This window comes from Undibacterium sp. GW821-FHT11B02 (assembly GCF_058808955.1).
Genome location: NZ_JBXASD010000001.1, coordinates 694,219 through 708,665 on the forward strand (window position 1 = coordinate 694,219; position 14,447 = coordinate 708,665).

At 51.6% G+C, this 14,447-nt stretch carries 13 protein-coding genes; 5 read left to right on the plus strand and 8 right to left on the minus strand.

Going from position 1 to position 14,447, the window contains the following annotated elements; genetic code table 11:
- Nucleotides 1–24: 24 nt before the first annotated feature.
- From AC1RVX_RS02980 to AC1RVX_RS02995, 4 genes are all read right to left on the minus strand, one after another.
- A complete protein-coding gene (locus tag AC1RVX_RS02980; protein ID WP_493215080.1) occupies nucleotides 25–1,263 on the minus strand; it encodes a cytochrome P450 in 1,239 nt (412 codons plus the stop codon).
- Nucleotides 1,264–1,375: 112 nt separating this feature from the next.
- Entirely contained in the window at nucleotides 1,376–2,356 is a 981-nt protein-coding gene (locus AC1RVX_RS02985; protein ID WP_493215081.1) for an MBL fold metallo-hydrolase, read from the minus strand.
- A 159-nt stretch (nucleotides 2,357–2,515) separates the two neighbouring features.
- A complete protein-coding gene (locus AC1RVX_RS02990; protein ID WP_493215082.1) occupies nucleotides 2,516–3,367 on the minus strand; it encodes an HDOD domain-containing protein in 852 nt (283 codons plus the stop codon).
- Nucleotides 3,368–3,420: 53 nt separating this feature from the next.
- Nucleotides 3,421–5,100 (minus strand): methyl-accepting chemotaxis protein, encoded by a 1,680-nt coding sequence (locus AC1RVX_RS02995; RefSeq protein WP_493215083.1) that lies wholly within the window; start codon nucleotides 5,098–5,100, stop codon nucleotides 3,421–3,423.
- 280 nt (nucleotides 5,101–5,380) lie between these two features.
- On the opposite strand from AC1RVX_RS02995, the gene AC1RVX_RS03000 reads away from it, so the two are divergent.
- Nucleotides 5,381–6,100: a glycine-rich domain-containing protein gene (locus AC1RVX_RS03000; RefSeq protein WP_493215084.1), complete on the plus strand. Its 720-nt coding sequence runs from the start codon at nucleotides 5,381–5,383 to the stop codon at nucleotides 6,098–6,100.
- Between the two features lie 30 nt (nucleotides 6,101–6,130).
- Here the strand turns inward: AC1RVX_RS03000 and AC1RVX_RS03005 are convergent, their stop codons facing one another.
- Together AC1RVX_RS03005 and AC1RVX_RS03010 are read right to left on the minus strand one after the other, a co-directional pair.
- On the minus strand, nucleotides 6,131–6,718 hold the full coding sequence (locus AC1RVX_RS03005; protein WP_493215085.1) for a PilZ domain-containing protein: 588 nt from the start codon (nucleotides 6,716–6,718) through the stop codon (nucleotides 6,131–6,133).
- A gap of 89 nt (nucleotides 6,719–6,807) precedes the next feature.
- A complete protein-coding gene (locus AC1RVX_RS03010; RefSeq protein ID WP_493215086.1) occupies nucleotides 6,808–7,833 on the minus strand; it encodes a GlxA family transcriptional regulator in 1,026 nt (341 codons plus the stop codon).
- Nucleotides 7,834–7,929: 96 nt separating this feature from the next.
- Between AC1RVX_RS03010 and AC1RVX_RS03015 the strand changes: the two genes are divergently transcribed.
- Together AC1RVX_RS03015 and AC1RVX_RS03020 are read left to right on the plus strand one after the other, a co-directional pair.
- Nucleotides 7,930–8,376 (plus strand): PaaI family thioesterase, encoded by a 447-nt coding sequence (locus AC1RVX_RS03015; protein ID WP_493215087.1) that lies wholly within the window; start codon nucleotides 7,930–7,932, stop codon nucleotides 8,374–8,376.
- Nucleotides 8,376–8,909, plus strand: coding sequence for a PaaI family thioesterase (locus AC1RVX_RS03020; RefSeq protein ID WP_493215157.1), 534 nt, complete (start codon nucleotides 8,376–8,378; stop codon nucleotides 8,907–8,909). Before AC1RVX_RS03015 ends, AC1RVX_RS03020 begins: the two co-directional genes overlap by 1 nt.
- Nucleotides 8,910–9,712: 803 nt before the next feature.
- On the opposite strand, the gene AC1RVX_RS03025 is transcribed toward AC1RVX_RS03020, so the two are convergent.
- On the minus strand, nucleotides 9,713–11,374 hold the full coding sequence (locus AC1RVX_RS03025) for a long-chain fatty acid--CoA ligase (protein WP_493215088.1): 1,662 nt from the start codon (nucleotides 11,372–11,374) through the stop codon (nucleotides 9,713–9,715).
- A 200-nt stretch (nucleotides 11,375–11,574) separates the two neighbouring features.
- Here AC1RVX_RS03025 and AC1RVX_RS03030 point away from each other — a divergent pair, with 200 nt between their 5' ends.
- Nucleotides 11,575–12,975 carry a PKD domain-containing protein gene (locus AC1RVX_RS03030; protein WP_493215089.1) on the plus strand — a complete coding sequence of 467 codons (1,401 nt, stop codon included), beginning with the start codon at nucleotides 11,575–11,577 and terminating at the stop codon, nucleotides 12,973–12,975.
- Between the two features lie 65 nt (nucleotides 12,976–13,040).
- Here the strand turns inward: AC1RVX_RS03030 and AC1RVX_RS03035 are convergent, their stop codons facing one another.
- A complete protein-coding gene (locus AC1RVX_RS03035) occupies nucleotides 13,041–13,508 on the minus strand; it encodes a DUF2721 domain-containing protein (protein WP_493215158.1) in 468 nt (155 codons plus the stop codon).
- A 136-nt stretch (nucleotides 13,509–13,644) separates the two neighbouring features.
- On the opposite strand from AC1RVX_RS03035, the gene ygiD reads away from it, so the two are divergent.
- Nucleotides 13,645–14,421: a 4,5-DOPA-extradiol-dioxygenase gene (gene ygiD / locus AC1RVX_RS03040; RefSeq protein ID WP_493215090.1), complete on the plus strand. Its 777-nt coding sequence runs from the start codon at nucleotides 13,645–13,647 to the stop codon at nucleotides 14,419–14,421.
- The last annotated feature ends 26 nt before the right edge of the window (nucleotides 14,422–14,447 follow it).

Below are 14,447 nucleotides of genomic sequence, written 5' to 3' on the forward strand. Positions count from 1 at the left end.
CGTATTTTTTGTTGTGAAGAATTTTTATAGTTTACAAGGTACCGATAAAAAGCCGCGAAAGCGTGCGCGCCCACCTCTGACCGGCGCCGCACTCAATTCATGATTCGGGAAGCGCGCCAGCAGACGTGAAATCGCAACCCTGCCTTCCAGCCGCGCCAAAAACATACCGGCACATTGATGTATGCCGGATGCAAAGGCCAGATGACGATTCGGGCTGCGGCTAAGGTTGAGTTGGTCCGGATCTGGGAATTGCAAGGGGTCACGATTCGCCGCACCTATGCACAGGCTGATGCGGCTACCTGCTGCTATATCGATGCCGCCGATTTGGGTATCTATCGTCGTCATGCGATTACCCAACTGGTTGGAACTTTCAAAGCGCAAGAATTCTTCGATGGCTGTGTTGATCATTTCTGGCTGGGCGATCAGGCGGGCTTTTTGTTGTGGCCATTCCTGCAAGGCGACCAGGCCATTGCCAATTAAATTGGTAGTGGTTTCATGCCCTGCATTCAGCAAGAAAATACAGTTTTGCAAGAGTTCAGTTTCGGTCAGTTTTTCGCCATTGGCTTCACCTTCTATCAGGCGTGTCAGCATATCGGTTTTTGGGTCACCTGGATGCAGGCGGCGCTTTGCTACCAGTTCTTTGAGGTAGGCCAAAAAATCGGCGACACATTGATTGGCATAGGCAAAAAATTCCGGGGTGATGGCAGGTTCCAGCGCACCCAATATCGCCAGCGACCAGGCACGCAAGGGTTCGCGTTCATCATGTGGTACGGCCAGCAAATTGCCGATGATCTCGACTGGTATGGCGGACGCGAAATCGGTAATCAGGTCAACCTCGTCCTTGTTTTCCATCTGGTCCAGCAAGCCATCCACCAGTTTGATCAGGCCGGGTTCGGTATCGGCCATGGCTGCCGGTGTCAGGCCACCCATGATCAGGCGACGTACCCTTGTGTGTAACGGCGGGTCATTGAAGACCAGGCTATTGGTGTGATGTTCATATAGCAGTGAGTCACCGTAGCGCGGTTTGAATTCCAGTTTTTTGTCCGAGCTGAAGGTCTTGGCGTCCTTGTACACATGGACCAGGTCGGCATAACGCGTCAGCAGGTAAGAACCATCCGGCATCTTGCGCACCGGGGTTTGCTCACGCAGGGCGTGATAGTAGGGATAAGGGTTCAGGTAAAAATCTGCGGGCAGGTGGCGCAGGTCAAAATCATCAGTGATGAGCGGCGCTGAAATGACGGTATTCTGATATTCAGGAGTCATGTAGAACTCGCTTCATCAAAAGGAGTGAGATGCGCTCTTAAACCCGGCAAAGGACAGAATTTGCACTGTGTCCGATTTGCCGGGTACTGTCAATCAGGCAGATGACAATCGCTTATGGCAGCGGTGCATAGTTCAAAGGTGTCCAGGCGTAGGCCTTGCCCTCTTTACGTACATAGCCCAGGGCAGGAAACGCCAGGTGGGCAGCACCTACCAGATAGCCTTGTTGCGCGGCGTCAGCATAGGCTTTTTGTCTTTGGGCATAAGCGGCCTTGCTGTCACTGTCAAATTTGATGGTGACGGTGGGATTATCAAACTGGACGGCGGCGACATGCATCAGGTCACCCCACAACATCAGGGTCTGCCCCTTGCTTTCGACTTTGTAGGCGGTGTGACCAGGGGTATGACCATGGGCGGCAACTGCCTTGATGCCTGGCGTCAGTTCTGTATCACCTTCAAATGGCGTCAGCTTGCCTGCCTGCACATAAGGTTTCAGGATGGCGATGGCTTTCTCAAAGCTACCCTTGGCATCACCAGTGGCCTTGTCCAGATTGGCCTGGCTTAACCAGAAATCCGTGTCATGCTGGTCTATACGCACGATGGCATTCGGGAAGACGGCTTTATCGCCATCCACCAGGCCACCAATGTGGTCGGTATGCATGTGGGTGATGTAAATTTCATCAACTTGCTCAGGCAGGTAACCGGATGCCCTCAGATTTGCCTGTAACTTGCCCACCGTTGGCCCAAAGAAGACACCGGCACCTGTGTCTATCAAAATCAGTTTGCTGCCAGTGTTGATGAGAAAACCATTGAAAGAAGTCGCCAGCGGGCTTTGCTGGTGGTATTTGGCCAGTGCTTTGTTGACTTTTTCTGGCGTGGTATTGGTCAACAGTTTATCAACTGGCAATGGGACTGTACCGTCAGACAAGACTGTGATTTCAAAATCACCCAGCATGCTTCGGTAAAAACCGGGAGCGTTGGTTTTTGCCATGGGCGCAGCGGCCTGGGCGCTGATGGCGGGAATACCAAACACCGCAATACCAGCCAGGATGGATGAGCTGAACAAGCCGGAACGAAGCAAACTTTTCAATTGCATGGTTTTTCCTTTGAATGTGGTGGAGTTCAGCAGGTGACAAAATGCCTGTGGCATTACTGCAGGAGGCAGAGCCCACGCCTGCTACGGATGGATGCGTAGTCTATTATGCCGAAATTTCAACAAGTTTGTTGTCGCACACGCAAGGTGTGCGATTAATGCTTAGCTGATCAGCGTCGCAGTCAGGGATTCGACATCTTCTGCCGATTCGGACAAGATGGAAAGCAAGGTGCCTTCGCCAACGGCGAAATCAATTTCTGAAGCGGACAGACGTATGCTTTCTGGTGAGCGTGGGTCCAGTGGCGAGGGGACGGCAGCCAGTTCATTGGCCAGCAGCAGAGTATCCCCCAGCGTTTCTGGCGGCATGACACGCATGCCATACCACAGTGCTTCGACGGCAGAGACGACGCGTTTGGGTACCAGTAGTTTATTCAGGACAGCACGGCCGATGAAGGTTTCATCCGTTTCGGCCAAGCTATCCGGGGACGGTGGCGCGGTGTCGATTTCCAGCAAGGACGGGAATTCCTGGGCGCGCGACAGCAGATAAAAACCACCTACTTCATGCACAATGCCAGCAAACAAGGCAGTTTCGGCATCCACCTTGCTGACCTTGCGGGCAATCAGGTGAGCCAGTGCGGCGACGTAGGCAGAATGACGCCAAAGGGCATCCATTTTGGCGCGTATGCCGGGGTTGGATACGGCAGCACTTAATTGCCGCATGACAACGGCTGCTGTAACTGAGCGCAGGGTATTGAAACCAAGTATGGTGATGGCCGTACGGATATTGGTGACTCCGCCGCCAAAGCGGTTGTAGGCGACGGAGTTGGCAATGGCTACTACGCGGGCTGACATCAGCGGTTCAGTCATGACCAGTTTGGCTGCAGTTTCTATACCGCAATCCGGGTCATCCAGTGCCTGCTGTATCTTGAGGGAAGCGTTGACATTGGTCGGAAATACCAAATCGCCTTTGCTGGCCTGTTCAACGATACGCTTTAGTGCTTCCGACTTGTTCATATTCATTTCTAGATAGAAAAGACCCGAAGCGAGGGTCTGTTTCTATCTCTCGCTTAACTTTTATTCCAACCTAATACTTTCACTAGTTTACCAGCAGTTGCCTTAATCAAGTTGGATTCCGTATTTTCATCTTCTGCTGGGGCGGCGCTGACCCTTGCCGGCTGTGCCCGGCGTGCAGGATTGTTGCGCGTGTCAAGCTTGAAGGCTGTGACTGCATGTGCCAGATTATTGGCTTGCTCTTCCATGCTTTCCGCTGCGGCGGCGGCCTGTTCTACCAGGGCAGCATTTTGCTGTGTCATTTCATCCATCTGATTGATGGCACGATTGACTTCTTCTATGCCTGAAGTTTGTTCCTGGCCGGCGGCACTGATCTCAGTCATGATATCCGCCACATGCTTGACCGAGGCGACTATCTCATCCATGGTTTTGCCAGCTGCATCAACCAGTTTTCCGCCAGTATCGACTTTTTCTACGGAATCGCTGATCAGGGTCTTGATTTCCTTGGCGGCGCTGGCGCTGCGCTGGGCCAGATTTCTTACCTCCGATGCTACCACTGCAAAGCCGCGTCCCTGTTCACCGGCACGTGCAGCTTCCACTGCCGCGTTCAGGGCCAGGATATTGGTCTGGAAGGCAATGCCGTCAATCACACTGATGATATCAACAATCTTGCGCGAGCTTTCCTTGATGGAATTCATGGTGTGGACTACTTTTCCGACTTCCTCACCACCCTTGATGGCAAAGTTGGAGGCCGAGGTCACCAGCCCACTTGCCTGTCTGGCATTGTCAGCGTTATGTCTGACGGTAGCGGTGATTTCTTCCATGGAACTGGCGGTTTCTTCCAGTGCACCAGCCTGGGTTTCTGTACGCGAAGACAGGTCAGCATTGCCGGAAGAAATTTCGACGGCGGCAATGGCGATGGCATCGGTACCCTGGCGTACTTCGCTGACTATATGATACAAATTGTCATTCATTTCTTTTAATGCATTCAACAATTCACTGATTTCGTCTTTACCGTCAGTGGTTTCACGGAAAGACAATTCGCCAGCGGCGACCCGTTTCGCAATCACGACAGCATCGCGCAGTGGGGTGGTGATGCTGCGTGTCAAAAACACAGAGAAGCCTGCGCCTATCAATAAAATCACTGCGCCAATCGCAAACAGGGTAACCGTTAGTTGCTTGCCCTTGCTTTCGGCGATGGCTGACAACTCAGAGGCAGCCTTGTTTTGTATGTCGACTAGTTTATTAATTTCGAGTAAAGCTTTTTGTTGCAATGGATCAACTTTGGTGGCAATCACCTTGACCGCTTCTTCGCCGTTGAAAGCCAGCAGCATCTTCATGGCCTCCTTGGTAGGAACGTCGATTTCCTTGTCCATTTCAGAAACGGTATCCAGGATTTTTTTCTCTTCACTGTTCAGACCAAGGGCGATCAGTTTGTCGCGTGCCTCGGCAAAGCGAGCTTGTTGCTTTTTTGAGATGACCTTTTGCTTGTCGATTTCACCAATATCACTTTGCAGGCCGATATTGCGTATGGCAATGCCACCTTCGAGCATGCTGCTTTTCATGGTGGCAGCCAGTTCGGTTTTGGCATGTGATAGTTCCAGACCAGCGACCATTTCTTTGCGATTGCTGGCGCTGAATATGCTGTCGAGGACAAGGATGAGTATGAGGGTGGCGAGTATTACACCAAAGCCGACAGCGAGTCGGGTTCCTATGCGCAAGTGACGCAAATTCATCGTGTATCTCCCAGAAAAAACTTCGTTTGCTGCCAAATGAGAAAAAATATTTTTCGAAATTCAACATAACAGATTCTGGGGAAGAGAAAATCCGGTATGTCTTTGTAACTGTGAAATAAGCTTCGGTTGGGCTTTGGGTCCATTCAGAGACTCAAGGGAATTGACCGTCTCTCACATTACTATGCAGAAAATTTGAGTCCTTGTTTCCATACTATGCCAAAATTGTTTTGCCGCAAAGCAGCAAAGTCGCAAGTTTTTGTTAAATTCTGTGGATGACTAAATGCCTATATTGATGACTGTTGTGGTGCTGGCTCTCTCAGCCAGCCTGATTTTTGTCTGGACGCGCTGGCGGCGGGCCGCTCAGGCGGATTACATTCGCAGTTATATGTTTCCGCCTGGATTGTTGGAAAGGCTCCACAAACTGCGTCCCGATCTTTCCTTGAAAGACCAGCAACTGGTGGCACGGGCGCTGAGGCAGTTTTTTCTGGTGTATTTAAAATCCGGCTACAAGCATATCGCCATGCCTTCACAGGTGGTCGATGATCTATGGCATGAATTTATTTTATATACAAAAAATTACGAACAATTCTGCAACAAGGCTTTTGGTCGTTATATGCACCATACGCCAGCTGCTGTGCTGGGCAGTAATCTGCGTAACAACGATGGCCTGCGGCGTACGTGGTGGTTTGCCTGCCTGGAAGAAAACATCAATCCGCGTCGTGCCACCCGCCTGCCTCTGCTGTTCGCGCTGGATGCCAAATGGAGTATTGCCGATGGCTTTCGCTATGAACCGGATTGCAGTGCCTTGCGTGCCAATGCTGACGGCACTGTATATTGCGGTGGCGATTTTTATGGCGGCGTCAGTAGTGATTCACCCTACGGCTTTGGTGAAACCACGCATGATAGTGGTAGTGGCTACAGCGCTGACAGTAGCGATAGCAGCGGTGACAGCTCGGGTTGTAGTGGTGGTTGCAGCGGCGGTTGTAGCAGCAGTGATTAAAGCTCAGGCGGATGTGATTTACTGTAGTGTTTAAGCGCTGTTAGGCGACAGTGCTGCATTACTGCTTTCCAGGCGGTCCATTAATATTTTCTTTTCTCCATCGCGGAAATTCAAAAATTCCAGGCCAATACGGAAAGAAAATTGCGAAAGTATGGTGTACACCATTTTGCTTTCAACTTCTATTTTTTGTGCCTGTACGCCGATACTCAACGGTGGCAAGCTCATGATCAGTCTGACTCTGCTGTTAAAAAAAACATTGTAGTCACAAAACATGCTGAGACCATTCTCGGAAATGTCGTTGATTCTTCCGTAATAAGTCAGTTTCTTGCCACTGAACTCATGAACCAAGGCGATGTGCCATTTCACCAGATAGCGACCATGGGAACGCGGCAGTTGTGTCTTTACTTCATTGAATTTAATGAAGGTATTGGAGGCAGGGGCGTTATCAGCAGAAGGTGAATCCTTAGCTGGAATCACAAACGCCAGGTCTGGAGCAGTTGTTGGCGGAGGCAAAGAACGGCCTTCTATTGCACCTTTATCAAACAAGGCAGCAGGAGTTTCCGGCGCTACCGTGTCAGCGCCATAGGAGACTTTTCTTTTTCCAGGTAGTTTGTGCATGTGGTCATTATATAGAAAAAACCCGGCACAATTTCCGTGTGGAAACTACAAAGTCAAAGGTTCAAGCTACTTCTTGCGTAGTTGATAACTCAGACACTGACTCCCCGCTTTGCTGGTCTGAATTGTTTGCGATAACTGGCTGGTGACAAGCCCGAATGTCGTTTGAACAGACGACGGAAAGAACTGGGGTCACTGTAGCCGGTGCGCTCTGCCACCTGTTCCAGTGTCAACGTGGTGGTTTCCAGCAGGCGTTTGGCAATATCCATCTTGATTTGCTGGGCATAACTGGCTGGCGTGGTATCCAGCGTCTGGTGGAAATGCCGTATGACAGTGCGTTCGCTGACGGCCAGATGTTCGGCCAGTGCTGGCAGGCGGAAAGGCAGGTGGTGATTCTGGTTCAGCCATTTTTGCGCGCGCTGGACCAGCGGGTTTTCATGTGGCTGGGAATCTTGCTGGGTCATCGTCAGCAATTGCATATATGGCATTTGCGAAGCGCGATTGGCGTCTATCAGCAGGGTCTTGGAAACGCCCGTGGCAACATCCTGCCCGCCAAATCGTTCCACCAGGTGATAGGCCAGATTCAGATAACTGGTCGCGGCACCGCTGGTCAGGATGTTGTCATACTCGTTCAATACCTCGGCCAGATGCAATTGCACATCAGGATAGCGGGCCTTGAAAGCCCGCTCCAGCCACCAGGTTGTGGTGGCATGCCCGCCATTCAGCAAGCCAGCTTCAGCCAGCAAGAATGTGGCACTGCAATTCGAGGCCAGTATGGCTCCCTGTCGGTGCTTTTCACGCAAAATGGGGAACAGATCACGCATCTCATGCAAATCACCAAGCAGGCCAGGGATACCATTGCCAATATAAATACCAGGCAGCAGAATGACATCAGCCTTGCTGTCTGCCTCTATGGGACCATCAGCAATCAGACTGACACGGGCGGGTGTCATGACAGGCTTGCCATCCAATGAGCGCAGGCTCCACCTGAACAAGGGGCCGACATCATCCCGGTTTTTTATTGCCCAGATGGCATTGGCAACGGCAAATACATCCAGCGGACCCGTGACCGCAGATGCCATGCATTGCGGATAGAGCCAGGCTTCAATATTAATCATTTGTCGTAATCTGCATTGAAAGAGTCAATACTGACACTATCCACCCTTTCCTGCAATATCTAGAATGCCAGTTAAGCTTAACCAAGGAAGATCATCATGCAAGTTGAATCAGGTACTACCCCGACGGCAGACGAACAGGCACAACGCCTGAACCAGTTTGGTGCCCCATTCTTGCCCGGCCATCTGGGCATACGTATCCTGTCGGTCGAAAAGGGACGCGTCACTGCAGAATTGCCAATTCAGCCTCACCTGTTGGCACCGAATGGTTATTTGCATGCTGGCAGTGTGGTGACGCTGGCCGATACAGCCTGCGGTTACGGCTGCATCAGCAGCCTGCCGCCCGGGGCGCAAAGTTTTACGACAGTGGAACTGAAGTCGAATCACCTGGGTACGGCCCGCGAAGGCACCATCAGCGTCATTGCGACTGGCGTGCATCTGGGTCGTACGACCCAGGTATGGGATGCGGTGGTCAGTTATCAGGACAAGACTATCGCCCTGTTCCGTTGCACACAAATGATTTTATTTCCGCGTAAGGATGCATGATGAGTACAGAAGTTGAAGCAGTTTTGCAGCAATGGCTGGCCCGTGAAGCCGAAGTGCGAGCCCGCATGGCTGAACCCGGCATTGCTACGCTGGATCAGTTGAAAGCAGTCAGTGGTATTGATTTCCTGCTGGGCATTTTGAATGGCGATTATCCGGTTGCCCCTATAGGCAAGACTTTGGATTTCATTCCGGTAGAAGGTGAGCCGGGCCGTATCGTGTTTCAGGGTACGCCGGGTGTTCAGCATTACAATCCCTTGGGCAGTGTGCATGGCGGCTATTTCTGCACGCTGCTGGATTCCGCGGTGGGTTGCGCCGTGCAATCGATGTTGCCCAAGGGGATGGGCTATACCACTTTGGAAATCAAGGTGAATCTGATACGTGCCATGAACAGCAAGACCGGGCCGGTCAGGGCAGAAGGCAAGGTGATACAGGTGGGTAAGCAGGTGGGTACGGCAGAAGGCCGTATTGTGGATGCGGCGGGGAAGGTTTATGCGCATGCGACGACGACGTGTCTGGTGTTTCCGCTGCCTTAATTGAGGTTCGGTCAACCACACGGTGGTTTGCCGCGTCAGTTGCTGTGCTGATTTTTACCCCTTCTCTTTCAAGGAGAAGGCAGGGATGAGGATGGGGTTCTGTCGATCAACGGCAATCATAATTTCGTCGCTGTAGGTTGGGCTACGCTTTATCAGCCCAACACTGGGCTTTTCAAGTACGTATTCGTTATTTTGTGCGGAAGCTCAGCGGCGTTCGTTGCATGCTTGGGTTGTTATTAAAACGATTGCCCTTCGTAGACACAAGCCGAGTCTCGGCCCGGCGGCCGAATTCCTTTCTTTTGCGTCGCCAAAAGCAGGTATCCAAAGTCGCGTAGGTTGGGCTACGCTTTATCAGCCCAACACTGGGCGTATCAAGCACATATTCGTCATTGCGAAAGTTGGAGCACATCGGGAGGTGCTCCAGTGGCGGTTGTTGTTTGCTGTACGTTGATTTAAACGATTGCTCTTCGTAGACACAAGCCGGGTCTCGTCCCGGCGGCCGAGATACTTTCTTTTGCGTCGCCAAAAGCAAGTATCCAAAGAAAAGGCGACCGCAGACTTGCCCTTCGGGTGCTTGCGCTGCGCTTCAGCACAATTTGTGCATCCCAAAAAATGGGAAAGCTTCGAAACTCGCCTTCGGCTCAAACACGAAGCTTTCTGATCCATTTTCTGTGAAGCACAAATTGCTACGTCCCAAGCGGATTAAGATCAAAAGCAACCTCAAATTCAAAACCAGAGGCAACATCAAAATCAACACCACTGCGACCGCAAATAAATTGCCGTAATCGCCGTTGATTGTTCCCCTATTTTTTACCCGACTCCTTCTCCTGCAAAGTCCTCCACATCACTTTCCCCGTCCCTGATTTCGGCAAACTGTCCACAAAGTCTACGAACTTGGGTACTTTGTAGGCGGCCATTTTGTCGTGGGCCCAGGCCATGATGTCGTCGGCGGTGATGTCGCTGCCGGGTTTTTTGACGATGACGGCTTTGACGGTTTCGCCGCGGTAGGTGTCCTGGGCAGCGATGATGCAGCATTCCTGTATGGCTGGGTGCTGGTACATCATCGATTCGACTTCGGCGGGCCAGACTTTGAAGCCGCTGGCGTTGATCATGCGTTTCAGGCGGTCGGTGAAGAAGAAGAAGCCTTCTGGGTCCATGTAACCCAGGTCGCCAGAACGGAAGAATTTTTTTCCATCAAGTTCGGCGAAGGAATCGGCGGTTTTTTGCGGGTCGTTCCAGTAACCCTGGAAGACTTGCGGGCCATTGATCCAGATTTCACCGGTTTCGCCCTGTTTCACTTCCTGCAAGGTGGTGGGATCAACCACGCGCGAATCAACGTTGAAGTAAGGCATGCCCAGGCATTGTTGTTTCATGCGCTGTGGCGGGTTGAGGTGGGAAGGGGCCATGGTTTCGGATAATCCATAACCTTCCATATACACTTGACCAGACAATTCATACAATTTTTGTGCAATCGCGGCTGGCATGGCGGCACCACCACCAGATACGCGTGTCAATTTGGAAATGTCATATTCACCCAGACGCGGATTCGAAAGGAAATCGATCATCATCGATGGCACCAGGGTCCAGCTACTGACGGCATAACGGGTAATCAGTTGCCCGGCAACATCCCTGTCCCAGCGTGGCAGGATGACCAGGGTACCACCACAATAGATCATGGCATTCATGACCGACTGCATGCCAGTAACATGAAAGAAAGGCAATACCGCCAGCGCTACATGAGTGGCGACGATGGCACCTGACCAGGTGGGGCTACCCACGATGTTGAACATGACCGAGCGGTGATTGTGGATACATCCCTTGGGTTTGCCAGTTGTACCTGAGGTATAGGGCATGCAGGCCAGATCGTCCGGCCCCGCTTCATGCCTGCGTGGTTGATGTCCCGCCTGGATTGCTGCCTGCCAGCTGACAACCCCGGCCTGTTCTGCTACCTGCCGCTCTGCCTTTACAAAATCAGGGATGGTCAGGGTAGTGGCCACATTCAAATGGTCAGAGTAAGTAGCCACTATCGCGTTTTGTAATATGCTGTGCCCCACCAATGGCTGCAGGCGAGCAAATATCTCTTGCGAGACCAGCGCAGTTCTGGCACCACTGTCGGCGATGTAATGTGCCAGTTCATCCGTCATCAACATGGGATTGACAGGCACTACCATGGCATCAGCACGCATGATGGCATAAAAGCCGATCACAAATTGTGGACTGTTTTGCATGTTCAGCAAGACCCTGTCGCCTTTTTGCACACCGCAGACCTGTTGCAGATAACCCGCCAGCGCCAATACTTCATCATGCAGTTGCTTGTACGTAATGACGGAGTCATAAAAGATGATGGCCGGTTTGTTGGGGTAACGTAGCGCTGACACTTGCAAATTCGTGTAAACGCTGGCTTCCGGCGTAATCAGATGATGGGGTAAGCCTTGCGGCCAGTGGGCGTAATGCAAAGTATTCATATAGCAGTGTCTCCGGGTTTTGGTCGGTTTTTTTATTAGAGTGCCATACCTAAAGTATTTTTGCACGATCGTTCGTAAATAAATTATGTCTTGCAGAAACTTGAAACATTTTGTCAACACTTGGCTTAAAGGTATTGCAATTGCCAGCATAAAGCTACAATGGTGAGAATTTCTCTATTTTGTAAGTCATCGGAGTCAGCGTGTTTCAGCAAATCAAAACAGCCCTTATCGTTTTATCCAGCCTGGCAATGGTGGCCTGCGGTGGTGGCGGCAGTAGTTCGGGCTCAGGCACGTCGGGTGGAACGACAGCCAATCCTATGGCGATTGCGGTTCCCGATCCCCTGACTGTGACCAGTGGTGTCCCTCTGAGTTTTAATGGCCAGGCCAGCAGTACTGCCGGTGTCATCACGAATATGTACTGGCAGGTAGAAAATCTGACCTTGTCAGCCAATCCGCTGACAGCCGTGACTAATGCCGATTGCAAGACCATACAAAAAAGTAGCAGCGGTGCGGAAGCCAGCTGTGTCTTGCAAGTCACACCACCTGCCATATTAACTGCCGACTATACCTACAAGTTCACCCTGAATGCCGTCGATGTCAAAGGCAATACCGTCAAGGCATCCACCACGTTGTTGGTGAAACAGGAGGCATCCACGACAGCCAATCCAGTAGCCAAGATTACTGGCAACACGACCGCCACTTCAGGCGACAAGGTCAGCCTCAGTTGTGCAGGCAGTGGCGGTACACCTGCAACAACAGGCGACGCCTATTCTTATCAATGGGTGGTCAGTGACGCAGCGGGCACGACAATTACCCTGGCACCGACAGATGCTGCAGCGACCAGTTTTACGGCCCCGGTTGTGACCGCATCCACCGCCCTGAAAGTGCAATGCCGCGTTACAGATGACAAGCAAAAAGTTGGTACGGCAACCCAGACCGTGACGGTCACACCCATCGTCAAGCCTACGGTCGTACCAATTTCTTATAGCGGTGGTGCAGTCGCAGCTGGTTCCACGATCAGCCTCGATGGTAGCAAGTCTGTCAAATATGATGCCAGCGGCAAGGTCGACAGTAGCACGCCTCTGTTTTATTTCTGGACGCAAAAATCCGGTCCGCCGATACAAATCTTCAATGCCTTCAGCAGTGTCGCCAGTGCATCCTTACCCAAGTTTCTGGATACCCGCACGGCGTTTGTGTTCACGCTGAATGTATCAAATTCGGTGATTACCTCTGGCGGTTTTTCGCTTGATCCAATTGCGCAGATGGACGTGGTGTTTTATGTTGATCCCTTGCCGCCAATTTCGCTGGTGTCATACACCCCGGTACAGGTAGTGTTGACCGGCAGTGCAGTCACCCTGAAAGTCGATGCACCGTCGAATACCGGGTCGAGTATTGTGTATTACAGCTGGTCGCAAATTACCGGTACTTCCGTCGTCATAGCCGGTGCTGGTACCGCCAATGCTGGTTTTATTGCACCCAGCATACCTGGCACTCTGGTTTTCCGCGCCACGGGCAGTTATCAACCCATCACGGTTGCTAATCCTGGCACTGCGTCCATTGATGTTATCGTCATGGTGCAGGCACCTGTAGTCACAAAATAACAGCTGCTTGCAAACAAAAGCCCCGCATCGACAGATAGCGGGGCTTTTTATTTATGCCTGAGAAGTCATTTTTGTACAATTTTACGTCGCCCCAATTTGCGCTGGCGGGTCAAGGTTTTGGTGGCGACAAAAATCTCGCGCATGAAATAGATAAAGCTACCTATCAACGAAAATACGCCGCCGACAAACAAGGCCGCAATCAGCTTATCCAGATTCAGGCTGGTGGCATCGCCCAGGAACAGGGTGGCAATCACCAGGCATATGAACAGGCCGCAAGAGGTACTGAGCGTGATCGCGCGATTGATCAGGTGAGAGCGTTCATATAATTCATGTAACTCCTCTTCCAGCCCGGGTGGATTGACTGCCGGGCTATTATCACCGTGCAGCAAATCCTCCACCACGCGGGAACGGTCAATGATACGTGCGAGACGGCTGGTTAGCACCGAGAGTTTGGTACCAACGCCCGTCAGTAGAAAGACCGGGGCAATGGCAAGTTGGATGATATGGCTGACATCACCTAGCTGTAAATTGATCATGTTTTTATCCTTAAGCTATTTTTCGGAATTTTACAGGTGAGCCTGAGTGTATGGGCAAACTAAAACAAGGCTTTTGGCGTATTCTGACACTTTCTCTGACACTTTCATTGGCATTTTGCCAGCAGGAGCCACCATGTCTGTATCCACACGTTCACCCGCCATCTTCATCGGTCATGGCAGTCCCATGAATGCCCTGGAAGACAATGACTATACCCGTGCCTGGCATGATCTTGGACAAACTGTGGCCCGCCCAAAGGCGATACTGATGGTATCTGCTCACTGGATGACGCGTGGGGTGGCTGTGACAGCCATGCCCAGACCAAGGACGATTCATGATTTCGGCGGTTTTCCGCAGGCCCTGTTTGATATCCAGTATCCTGCTGTTGGCGACCCTGCCCTCGCCGCCCGTGTGGCAGAATTGCTGGCACCTATGACTGTGATACAAGATCAGCAATGGGGTCTGGACCATGGTACCTGGTCAGTGCTGGTCAAAATGTATCCACAAGCAGACATACCCGTGGTGCAACTGAGTCTGGATTTATCCCAGCCCGCGGCCTGGCATTTTGAACTGGGACGGCAATTGAGTGTCTTGCGCGACGAAGGCGTGATGCTGATGGCCAGTGGTAACGTGGTCCACAATCTACGCCGCATGTCATCACAAGTGCGTGCTTATGACTGGGCGCAGCGCTTTAACGACAACATGCGTGCAGCCATCCTGGAACAAGATTGGGACAAGCTGGTGCATTACGAACAATTTGGCAGCGATGCTGATCTGGCCGTACCTAGCAACGAACATTTCTTGCCGTTGCTGTATGTATTGGGTAGCAAGCGGCAGGATGAGCAACTAAGCATCTTTGCCGAAGGCATGGAACTAGGTGCCATCAGCATGATGTCGGTGGCGGTTTCCTGAGTGCTATGGCGAGCAATGGCTACGCG

What these genes read in the sequence shown, in the direction of transcription:
- AC1RVX_RS03000 (WP_493215084.1), top strand. Translation starts at nt 5,381, where the DNA reads ATGCCTATATTGATGACTGTTGTGGTGCTGGCTCTCTCAGCCAGCCTG.
- AC1RVX_RS03015 (WP_493215087.1), top strand. Translation starts at nt 7,930, where the DNA reads ATGCAAGTTGAATCAGGTACTACCCCGACGGCAGACGAACAGGCACAA.
- AC1RVX_RS02995 (WP_493215083.1), bottom strand. Translation starts at nt 5,100, where the DNA reads ATGAATTTGCGTCACTTGCGCATAGGAACCCGACTCGCTGTCGGCTTT.
- ygiD (WP_493215090.1), top strand. Translation starts at nt 13,645, where the DNA reads ATGTCTGTATCCACACGTTCACCCGCCATCTTCATCGGTCATGGCAGT.
- AC1RVX_RS03020 (WP_493215157.1), top strand. Translation starts at nt 8,376, where the DNA reads ATGAGTACAGAAGTTGAAGCAGTTTTGCAGCAATGGCTGGCCCGTGAA.
- AC1RVX_RS02985 (WP_493215081.1), bottom strand. Translation starts at nt 2,356, where the DNA reads ATGCAATTGAAAAGTTTGCTTCGTTCCGGCTTGTTCAGCTCATCCATC.
- AC1RVX_RS03005 (WP_493215085.1), bottom strand. Translation starts at nt 6,718, where the DNA reads ATGCACAAACTACCTGGAAAAAGAAAAGTCTCCTATGGCGCTGACACG.
- AC1RVX_RS03010 (WP_493215086.1), bottom strand. Translation starts at nt 7,833, where the DNA reads ATGATTAATATTGAAGCCTGGCTCTATCCGCAATGCATGGCATCTGCG.
- AC1RVX_RS02990 (WP_493215082.1), bottom strand. Translation starts at nt 3,367, where the DNA reads ATGAACAAGTCGGAAGCACTAAAGCGTATCGTTGAACAGGCCAGCAAA.
- AC1RVX_RS02980 (WP_493215080.1), bottom strand. Translation starts at nt 1,263, where the DNA reads ATGACTCCTGAATATCAGAATACCGTCATTTCAGCGCCGCTCATCACT.
- AC1RVX_RS03025 (WP_493215088.1), bottom strand. Translation starts at nt 11,374, where the DNA reads ATGAATACTTTGCATTACGCCCACTGGCCGCAAGGCTTACCCCATCAT.